The sequence below is a fragment of the Mesorhizobium sp. M7A.F.Ca.CA.001.08.2.1 genome (assembly GCF_003998455.1).
In the GTDB taxonomy this organism is placed as follows: domain Bacteria; phylum Pseudomonadota; class Alphaproteobacteria; order Rhizobiales; family Rhizobiaceae; genus Mesorhizobium; species Mesorhizobium ciceri.
Genome location: NZ_RZPW01000151.1, coordinates 1 through 9,982, shown reverse-complemented (window position 1 = coordinate 9,982; position 9,982 = coordinate 1). Strand labels below are relative to the sequence as shown.

The 9,982-nt window shown below is 62.1% G+C and carries 8 protein-coding genes; 2 read left to right on the top strand and 6 right to left on the bottom strand.

Annotated elements, in window-relative coordinates; all coding sequences use genetic code 11:
* From EN914_RS11705 to EN914_RS11685, 5 genes are all read right to left on the bottom strand, one after another.
* On the bottom strand, positions 1-741 hold a 741-nt coding region (locus tag EN914_RS11705; protein ID WP_127389089.1), incomplete at its 3' end, for an MFS transporter.
* Between the two features lie 247 nt (positions 742-988).
* A complete protein-coding gene (locus EN914_RS11700) occupies positions 989-2,011 on the bottom strand; it encodes an acyltransferase (protein WP_013531268.1) in 1,023 nt (340 codons plus the stop codon).
* Between the two features lie 390 nt (positions 2,012-2,401).
* Positions 2,402-3,199: a xanthine dehydrogenase family protein subunit M gene (locus tag EN914_RS11695; protein WP_024503829.1), complete on the bottom strand. Its 798-nt coding sequence runs from the start codon at positions 3,197-3,199 to the stop codon at positions 2,402-2,404.
* Between the two features lie 113 nt (positions 3,200-3,312).
* Positions 3,313-5,661: a xanthine dehydrogenase family protein molybdopterin-binding subunit gene (locus tag EN914_RS11690; RefSeq protein ID WP_024503828.1), complete on the bottom strand. Its 2,349-nt coding sequence runs from the start codon at positions 5,659-5,661 to the stop codon at positions 3,313-3,315.
* Positions 5,662-5,774: 113 nt separating this feature from the next.
* Complete coding sequence (locus EN914_RS11685) at positions 5,775-6,272, bottom strand: (2Fe-2S)-binding protein (RefSeq protein WP_013531265.1); 498 nt, start codon at positions 6,270-6,272, stop codon at positions 5,775-5,777.
* Positions 6,273-6,534: 262 nt separating this feature from the next.
* On the opposite strand from EN914_RS11685, the gene EN914_RS11680 reads away from it, so the two are divergent.
* Together EN914_RS11680 and EN914_RS11675 are read left to right on the top strand one after the other, a co-directional pair.
* Positions 6,535-7,719, top strand: a complete 1,185-nt coding sequence (locus EN914_RS11680) for an FIST signal transduction protein (RefSeq protein WP_050580471.1) — start codon at positions 6,535-6,537, stop codon at positions 7,717-7,719.
* Positions 7,720-7,733: 14 nt separating this feature from the next.
* The gene (locus tag EN914_RS11675; RefSeq protein WP_013531263.1) at positions 7,734-9,074 is read left to right on the top strand and encodes a hybrid sensor histidine kinase/response regulator; all 1,341 of its coding nucleotides are present in this window, start codon (positions 7,734-7,736) and stop codon (positions 9,072-9,074) included.
* A 34-nt stretch (positions 9,075-9,108) separates the two neighbouring features.
* Here EN914_RS11675 and EN914_RS11670 read toward each other — a convergent pair whose 3' ends face one another.
* Positions 9,109-9,792 (bottom strand): response regulator transcription factor, encoded by a 684-nt coding sequence (locus tag EN914_RS11670; protein WP_024503826.1) that lies wholly within the window; start codon positions 9,790-9,792, stop codon positions 9,109-9,111.
* Positions 9,793-9,982 lie beyond the last annotated feature (190 nt).

Genomic DNA, 9,982 nt, shown 5'->3' with positions numbered 1-9,982 from the left:
GAGATGGACATTGGACGTCGTCACCATCGCATTCTGTGCCGCCGGCGGCGTCCATCCGGCAGGCCTCCAGCCCTCCGGCTGCACCCTGACGATAACGGCGCCGATCAGCATGAAGACGAAATAGACGATGCCCAGCACCAGGAAGGTTTCGGCGACGCCGATGTGCTCAGGCGTCGAAAACAGCTTCATCAGATAAACCGACAGCGGCGAGGCGATGAAGGCGCCGCCGCCGAAGCCCATGATCGCCATGCCGGTTGCCATGCCCGGCCGGTCCGGAAACCAGGTGATCAGCGTCTTGACCGGCGAGATATAGCCGAGGCCGAGACCGATGCCGCCCAGCACGCCGTAGCCGAGATAGATGATCCACAACTGGTGCAGATAGACGCCGAGCGCCGAGACAATGAAGCCGCCGCCGAAACAGCAGGCAGAAGCGACCATGGCTTTGCGCGGACCGACGCGATCCAGCCAGCCACCGCCGAACGCCGCCGCAATGCCCAGGAACAGGATCGCGATCGAGAAAATCCAGCCGAGGCCGGTCAATTTCCAGTCGTCGGGCGCCGAGTCGGTGATGCCGATCAGCTTAGACATCGGCAAGTTGAAAACGCTGAACGCATAGGCCTGGCCGATGCAAAGGTGGATGCAGAGCGCCGCCGGCGGCACCATCCACCTGCTGAAGCCAGGCTCGGCGACGGTGCGTGAGCGGTCGAGCCAGCCGCCCGCCCTTTCCCCGGTCGTATCCATTCCATCCTCCCAGATGCGTCTTCGAACCATCTTCTCAGATGTGTCCTGCGAACAAACTAGGCGGGTAAGCCGGCGAGGCAATAAGGAATGCCTGCCATACGACCAATGTCTAATGAGACTGGTCCATATCGGAAAGCAGGTCATTGCTTTCCCGAAAGTTAGATTAGAAACAATTAATTGACTGTCTGCTTACGAAGCGCGATCCCTCCACCTGCACTCACGATCATCTGGCCGGGCACGACGGCATTCACCAGTTGCGGTTGAGCCATTCGCGCGCCGGGCGCTCTATGAGGTAGTAGCTGCAGGCCGCGCAAGCGAAGACCGCGGCCAGCATCGGTATCGGCGCGCTGCCTTGCTCATAGACGAATTTGTAGAACGGCTGCTGCCATAAATAGAGCGAGTACGACCACAGCCCCAGCGTCGCCATCGGCCAGGACGACAGCAATCCGGAAAAATACCGTGGGCTGAAATCGAGTGCGTTGACGGCCAGAGCCAGCAGCGGCACCGCGAAGAGATAGTGCATCGGCGTCGGCACCCGATCCAGGAACAGGACAACGGCACAGACCGTCGCCACCAGGGCCACATGCTTGCCTCTCAAAAACGCCGGCAGCCTGCCGTCGGCCTTGAGCAGGCAGATCGAAGCCGACAGCAGGATCGACGCGATGTGCACATCCGTGCGCCAATAAGTGGTTTCGTAGTCCATCCCCAAGACCCAGTACGAAACCGCGCCATTGGCCATGGCCAGCAAGGCCAGCGCCAGGAGCAGCACGACCACGCGAGAGCGACTTGAGACGATGACGCTGATCAGCGCCAGGATGATGTAGGCGTGCTCCTCGATGCAGAGCGACCAGATATGGTCGAGCGCCCCTGCCCGAGCCACGAGAATGCCGGCATAATTGTAGGTGAATGTCAGCGCCGTCAGCGCGGCCTTCCATTTGAAGGCGAGGAACGTGCCGGAGAGCGCGATCATCGCGACGACTACGAAGACCAGAAGAGCCGGATAGATGCGGGAGAAGCGGCGTTTGAAGAATTTTTTCAGCGGGTAGCGTTCGATGAACAGGATCTCGCCCATCAACCGGCCGCTGAGCACGAAGAAGAATTCGACGCCCAGCACGCCAAGATTGATTCCCGGAACCGGAAAGAAATGGCCGATCAGAACCAGCGCGATCGAAAGCCCGCGCCAGCCGTCGAGATAGGCCAGTCTTGTTCTGGTTGATCTGTCGGCGGCGGATCGGGACGGAACGACATGCGTCGCGGAAATGTCGGTCATGCCGATCCTCTCGCAATAGGTATGCGAAGGGTACGACGGTACATTTCGAACCCAGCTCGCATTCCCGCCCAGTCCATATTGCAGTGCAATATGAATTTGTGCAAGTGCGAGATTGCTGCCGGATCAGGTCCGGGCGATGTATCGGCCGGAATTGCTTCAAGCAGTGCGGCGGCCATGCCAGCAGCAACTGAACGGATGCAGGCCGCCGCACGACAAAAAAGGGGCCACGGAGGCCCCCTTTCCTTGTCTGCGACTGATCGAAACTCGCCCTGGCGAGTCATATGGTGGTGGTTTCGAGAACCGGAGCGGAGCGTACTTTTGGTACGTGAGCACCGGAAGCACAGAAAACGCCATCAGATGGCCGCCGGAGTAGAGTTTCCAAACAGTTTCTCAGGCGTTGGCTGCCGCAACCGCGCGCTTGGCCATCACCGCGATCAGATTGGCGCGATAATCGGCCGAGGCATGGATGTCGGTCATCAGATTCTTCGCCGGCACTTTCACACCTTCCAGTGCCGAGGCCGCGAAATTCTTGGCCAATGCTGCCTCGATCTCCTTCGAGCGGAAGACGCCGTCATCGCCGGCTCCAGTGACGGCGACGCTGACGCCATCCTTGCCCTTGGCAACGAACACGCCGACGATGGCGTAGCGCGATGCCGGATTGCGGAACTTTTCATAGGCCGCCTTGGCCGGCGCGGTGAAGGTGACCGCGGTGACGATCTCGCCTTCCTTCAACGAGGTCTCGAACAGACCCTTGAAGAATTTGTCGGCATCGATCTCGCGCTTGTTGGTGATAATGGTGGCGCCCAGCGCCAGCAGCGCCGCCGGATAATCGGCCGCCGGGTCGTTGTTGGCGATCGAGCCGCCGATCGTCCCCTTGTGGCGCACCGCCGGATCGCCGATCAGTGACGCCAGATGGGCAATCGCCGGACAGGCCTTCTTCAGCTTCTCGTCATTGGCAACGGCGTGATGCGTGGTGGCGGCGCCGATGGTGACGGTCTTGCCCGACACCTTGACGCCCTGCAGCTCCGCGATCCGCGACAGGTCGACAAGGTCGGACGGCGCGGCAAGCCGCGTCTTCATCGCCGGGATCAGCGTCATACCGCCCGAAAGCAGCTTGGCGTCGCCTGTCTTGACCAGCTTGGCAGCATCGGCGACCGAGGCGGCGCGGTGATAGTTGACTGCGTACATGGAATTCTCCCTTGGGTGAATGGGCGAATAGGGAGTAGCGAATAGCGAATAGGATCTATCCAGTCGCACCGCCTTCTCTTCCCTATTCGCTACTCCCTATTCGCTATTCGCTTTCAGTGTTTCGTCGCGCGGATCGCGGCCCAGACGGTGGACGGCGAAGCCGGCATGGCAAGATCGTTGCTGCCGATGGCGTCGGTGAGGGCGTTGATCACCGCCGGCGGCGAGCCGATGGCGCCGGCCTCGCCGCAGCCCTTGATCCCCAACGGATTGCCCGGGCATGGCGTGTTCGAGGTCGAGACCTTGAACGACGGCAGATCGCCGGCGCGCGGCATGGTGTAGTCCATGTAGCTCGCGGTCAAAAGCTGGCCGCTATTGTCATAATGGGCGCCTTCGAGCAGCGCCTGGCCGATGCCTTGCGCCAGCCCCCCATGCACCTGACCCTCGACGATCATCGGGTTGATGATGTTGCCGAAATCGTCGGCAGCGACGAACTGGACGATCTCGGTGACGCCGGTTTCCGGGTCGACCTCGACCTCGCAGATATAGCAGCCCGCCGGGAAGGTGAAATTCGACGGATCGTAGAACGCCGTCTCCTTCAGCCCGGGCTCCATGCCGCCCGGCAGATTGTGGGCAGTGTAGGCGGCCAGCGCCATCTGGAACCACGGCACGTTCTTGTCGGTGCCGGCGACCTTCAGCGCGCCATTCTCGATGACGATATCGCCTTCGTCGGCCTCGAGCAGGTGTGCCGCGATCTTCTTGGCCTTGGCCTCGACCTTGTCGAGCGCCTTGACGATGGCCGACATGCCGACTGCACCCGAGCGCGAGCCATAGGTGCCCATGCCCATCTGCACCTTGTCGGTATCGCCATGCACGATCGAGATCGAATCGAGCGGTACGCCGAAGCGCTCGTTGACCAGTTGCGCGAAGGTCGTCTCATGGCCCTGGCCGTGGCTGTGCGAGCCAGTCAGCACCTCGATCGTGCCGACCGCGTTGACGCGCACTTCCGCCGATTCCCAAAGGCCGACACCGGCGCCGAGCGAGCCGACGGCAGCAGACGGCGCGATGCCGCAGGCTTCGATGTAGCAACTCATGCCAATGCCGCGCAGCAGCCCCTTCTTGGCGGCGGCGGCCTTGCGCTTGGCAAAGCCGGCATAATCCGACGCCTTCATTGCCGCATCGAGCGAAGCGGCATAGTCGCCGGCATCATAGCACATGATGACCGGCGTCTGATGCGGAAACGCTGTGACGAAGTTCTTGCGCCGCAGCTCGGCCGGCGAGACGCCGAACTGGCGGGCCGCCGTCTCCATCATGCGCTCCATGACGAAGGTCGCTTCCGGCCGCCCTGCCCCGCGATACGCATCGACGGGCGCGGTGTTGGTATAGATCGCCTTCACATTGGCGTGGATGGCCGGGATATTGTACTGGCCCGACAGCAGCGTCGCATAGAGGTAGGTAGGCGTCGCCGACGAAAACAGCGACATATAGGCGCCGAGATTGGCCTGGGTTTCGACCTTCAGGCCGAGGATCCTGTGGTCCTTGTCGAAGGCCATTTCAGCATGGGTGTGATGGTCGCGGCCATGCGCGTCGGTCAGAAAACTCTCGGTCCGGTCAGCCACCCATTTGACCGGCACCCCGGTCTTCTTCGACGCCCACAGGCAGACGATCTCTTCGGGATAGATGTAGATCTTCGAGCCGAAACCGCCGCCGACATCGGGCGCAATCACGCGCAGCTTGTTTTCCGGCGCGACATTGTAGAAGGCGCTCATCACCAGCCGCGCCACATGCGGGTTCTGCGAGGTCGTCCAGCAGGTGTAGTGATCCTCGGCCTTGTCGTAATGGCCAAGTGCGGCGCGCGGCTCCATGGCGTTAGGCACCAGCCGGTTGTTGATGATGTCCATCTTGACCACATGGGCTGCCTTCCCGAAGGCCGCTTCCGTGTCGTCGGCATTGCCGATGTCCCAGTCGAAGATCAGATTGTTGTCCGCTTCGGGGTGGATCTGCGGCGCACCCTTGTCCATCGCCTTGGAGGCGTCGACGACGGCCTTCAACTCCTTGTAGGTGATCTCGACCGCCTCGGCGGCGTCACGCGCTTGCCCCTTGGTCTCGGCGACGACAATGACGACGGCGTCACCGACATAACGGACCCGGTCGAAGGCGAGTGGCGACCATGCCCCCATCTTCATCGGCGAGCCGTCCTTGGAGTGGATCATCCAGCCGCAGATGAGATTGCCGATGCCATCGGCCTTGAGTTCCTTGCCGGTCAGCACGCCGATGACGCCGGGCATGCCTTGGGCCTTCTTCACATCGATCTTCTTGATCTGCGCATGCGCGTGCGGACTGCGCACGAAGGCGGCGTGCTTCATGCCGGGAACCACCATGTCGTCGACATAGCGGCCGGCGCCCGTGATGAATCGTTTGTCTTCCTTGCGCGCGACCCGAGCGCCAACACCTTCAATGCCCATCAGAAATTCCTCCCGAGATTGTAGGGGAGTAGGTGAGTAGGGCAGTACGGCAGTAGGGAAAAATTGGCTCCGATTCCCTACTGCCCTACTGCCTTATTGCCCTACTGCCTCGTTCAAGCCGCTTGTTTCGCCTTACCCTTCGACCCCTTCATCGTCGTCGATGCGGCGAGGATCGCCTTGACGATGTTGTGGTAGCCGGTGCAGCGGCAGATGTTGCCGTCGAGCTCGGCACGCACCGTCGCCTCGTCGAGCCCTTCGGGGTGGCGACCGATCATGTCGGTCGCCGTCATGATCATGCCCGGCGTGCAGAAGCCGCACTGCAGCCCGTGATGTTCCTTGAAGGCGGCCTGCACCGGATGCAGGTCGGCGCCATTGGCCAGGCCCTCGATCGTCAACACGGTCGAGCCGGAGGCCTGCACCGCGAGCATCGTACAGGATTTGACCGCCTTGCCGTCGACGTGGACGACGCAGGCACCGCATTGCGAGGTGTCGCAACCGACATGCGTGCCGGTAAGGCCGAGATTTTCCCGCAGGAAGTGAACCAGAAGTGTTCGGTCCTCGGCAGCACCGCTGACCCGCTTTCCGTTCACCATCAACGAAACGTCCGACATGGTCCCTCCCTGGGTATCAACCTTGGTCATCACGTTGCCAACGCGGCGTTGGCGCATCGGCCATGCGTTATTGGTACACCGCACATCGGACAAAAAACAGCACGTCGCAAACGCGGCACATTGTACTTTCGGTCATGGCCGCGCCCAAACATGCGGTGCCGGTGGCCCCATTGCCAAACCGCCGATTGAAGGCAACAATGTCGGTCGACGCCCGCGCGCCAGAAGCATTTAAAACAGCCGCGCACAAAAAGCGTCGGAGGAAATGCGGAGAACATCGCTGGCCAATTCACAGACGCGCTATGCATGCGGCCTGTCGGCGCTCACCACGGACGAGCCCGACATGGAGGCGTTCGCCAAGGCGATCGCACTGGAAGCAGCCGCCATCGACGCGGGCTTTGCCCTGCTGTTCTTTTCCCAGAGCCTGGTCGAAGCCAGCGCCCTTTCCCAGGCGCTCATGACCCACGCGCCGGCGCTCCACCACGCCGGCTGCTCGACTGCCGGCGAGATCACGCCGCAAGGTCTCGAGGATGGTCATGTGCTGGCCATGCTGCTTCCGTCCCCCGCGTTTACCGCCGTCAGCGTGATGGTCGAAAATCTGTCCTCGTCGGGTATGGACAGGATCACCGGCGAGGTCGAGACCCTGCGGCGATCGCTGCGCGCACGCCTCGGTTGCGATCGGACCAAAGGCACTTTCGCGCTCTGCTTCATCGACGGGCTCTCCTATGCCGAAGAAGCGGTGAGTTCAGCCATCCACTGGGGTCTCGATGACATTCCGCTGCTTGGCGGCTCCGCCGGCGACGATCTGAAATTCGAGACGACGCGCCTGATCTCGAACGGCAAGGTCACCTCCGACAGCGCCATCATCGTGCTGATATCGACCGAAATTCCCTTCCATGTCTTCAAGACCGACAATTTCGTTCCCACCGATGAGAAACTGGTGGTGACGGCTTCCGATCCAGATCACCGCATCGTGCGCGAGTTCAACGCCACCAATGCGGCGCAGGAATATGCCGCGTCCGTCGGTATCGTCGCGCAGATGCTGACGCCACTGAGCTTCGCCTCGCATCCCGTGGTGGTGAAGGTGGGCGGACAATATTATTGCCGGTCGATCCAGAAGATGCATGCCGACGGCTCGCTGTCGTTCTTCTGCGCCATAGACGATGGCGTCGTGCTGTCGATCGCTCAGCCCAAGGACATGGTCGAATCGACGCGCGCCGCCCTGCGCGACGTCGAGGAGAGGCTTGGCGGTATCGACATGATCCTCGGCTTCGACTGCGTGCTGCGCCGGCTGGACGCACGCAATCGGCAGGTGTTTCGCGAGATCTCGGAACTCTACCGGGTCAACAATGTCATCGGCTTCGGCACCTATGGCGAACAGTACCGGTCGATGCATCTGAACCAGACTTTCACCGGCATCGCCTTCGGCGAGCGCCAGGCGGCGGAATAGGACGGCGCAACAAGATGCCGCTGAGGGACATAAACGATCTTGAAAAGCTGAAGAAGATCAACGCGGCACTGGTCAGCCGCGTCGAGCGCTCGATGGACCAGCAAGGCAACGCCTTTTCGCTGTTCCAGACCACGATCTCGCTGGAAAACCGGGTGCGTACACGTACCGAGGAACTTCACTCGACCTTGCGGCGGCTGGAGCAGTCGAACATTGACCTCAGTGCCGCCAAGGAAAACGCCGAACTGGCGAACCTGTCAAAAACCCGTTTCCTCGCCGCTGCCAGTCACGATGTGCTGCAGCCGCTGAATGCCGCCCACCTTTCGGTTTCGGCGCTCGCCGAAGTTCAGACCAGCGACGAGGGCAAGAAACTGGTGCGGCAGGTCGAGCGCTCGCTGGAGACGATGGAGGACCTGCTGCGAACCCTGCTCGACATCTCCAAGCTCGATGCCGGCGTGGTGCAGCCCGACATCAGCGACGTCAGCCTGGAGGCGCTGTTCTCGTCGCTCCGCTCGGATTTCCTGCCAGTGGCGGAGATGAAAGGCCTGTCGCTGAAATTCCGGCCGGTCCATGCCGTGGTCCGCTCCGACCGCACGCTGCTGCGCCGTATCCTGCAGAACATTCTCTCCAACGCGCTGGGCTATACACGCTCGGGCGGCGTGCTTGTCGGCACCAGGCATCGCGGCGACACCATCCGCATCGACGTCGCCGACACGGGCTGCGGCATTCCCGACGACCAGCGCGAGGCGGTGTTCGAGGAGTTCCACCGCGGCACCTCGCCGGCCAATGCCGAACTGGACGGTGGCGGTCTCGGGCTCGGGCTCGCCATCGTGCGCCGCATGGCCAGCGCGCTCGGTCATCCCGTGACATTCTCGTCGAAGGTCGGACGCGGCACGATCTTCCACATCGATGTACCCGTCGGCATCGGTGCGCCAGCCGATGCCATCGCCAGCGTTGCCGACATGGAACGGCCGCGCGGCTATGGCCTGTTCGGCACCAAGGTGCTGCTGGTCGAGAACGATATCGAAGTGCTGCAGGCCATGACCTTCCTCCTCGAACGCTGGCAATGCCTGGTGCGGGCCGCGACCTCGACCGACGATGCGCTCGACATGCTTGGCGACACCGACTGGGTGCCCGACATCGTCATTGCCGACCAGCATCTCGACGGCGGCGATCTCGGCACCACGACCATCGCCGAAGTCCGCGACTATCTCGGCCGCGCCGTGCCGGCGCTGATCGTCACCGCCGACAGTTCGGAAGCGGTCGCCAAAGCCGCCCGCTCCGGCGGCATCGAACTGATGCGCAAGCCACTGAAGCCGGCCCAACTAAGGGCGCTGCTGGCGCATTTGCTGGCTTAGCTTCATACCCTCCCCTTGAACGGCAGGGTAAAGCTCAAAACCCAGCCTGATCGCGAAACAACTCCGCATTGTCCAGCTTCGACACCTCGATCACCGCTTGCGTGCGGCTGTAGACATTGAGTTTGCGCAGGATCTCCGAGACATGCGCCTTCACCGTGGTCTCTCCCACCTGCAGCTCATAGGCGATCTGCTTGTTGAGCAGGCCCTGGCGCAGCATCTGCAGCACGCGCAGTTGCTGCGGCGTTAGCGTCGACAGGCGCTGCACCATGTCGGCGCGGTCGGCGCTGTCGGCGTCCGGCGGCCGGCCTTCATAGGTCTCCGGCACATAGATCGCGCCTTCCATCACCGAGCGGATGGCTGCGGCGAGGTCGCTCTTGCGCGCCGATTTCGGGATGAAGCCGGCAGCGCCATAGGACAGCGCTTCGGAAATGATCTTCGGCTCCTCGTAACCAGAGACGATCACCACGGGCAGGCGCGGATAGCGGGTCCGGAGTTGCAGCAGGCCGTCAAAACCGTGCACGTCGGGCATCGAGAGGTCGAGAAGCGCGAGGTCGAACGGCTTGGCATCGGCCAGAAGATCGAGCGCCTCGGTGATCGAGCGCGCCTCCACCGTGTCGACTTCCGGATAGGCCATCTGCACGGCGCTGTGCAGCGCCTCACGAAACAGCGGATGGTCGTCGATGATCAGAAACCGGGCGCGATCGTGGGTTGCGGTCATGGGGTTCATTTCAGTTCGTGAGCGATTAGAATAACCTCTCCACCATGGCCAGATTATTGCCAAATAGTATATCGCCATCTCCGGCGGAAAGTGCCGCCGGCACTTTCTCGACCAAATCGCCTTGTCCAGGCCCCCAAATCGGTCGAATGTTCCGGCAACCAAGCAGAGACCCTTGATGACAGAATTCGTC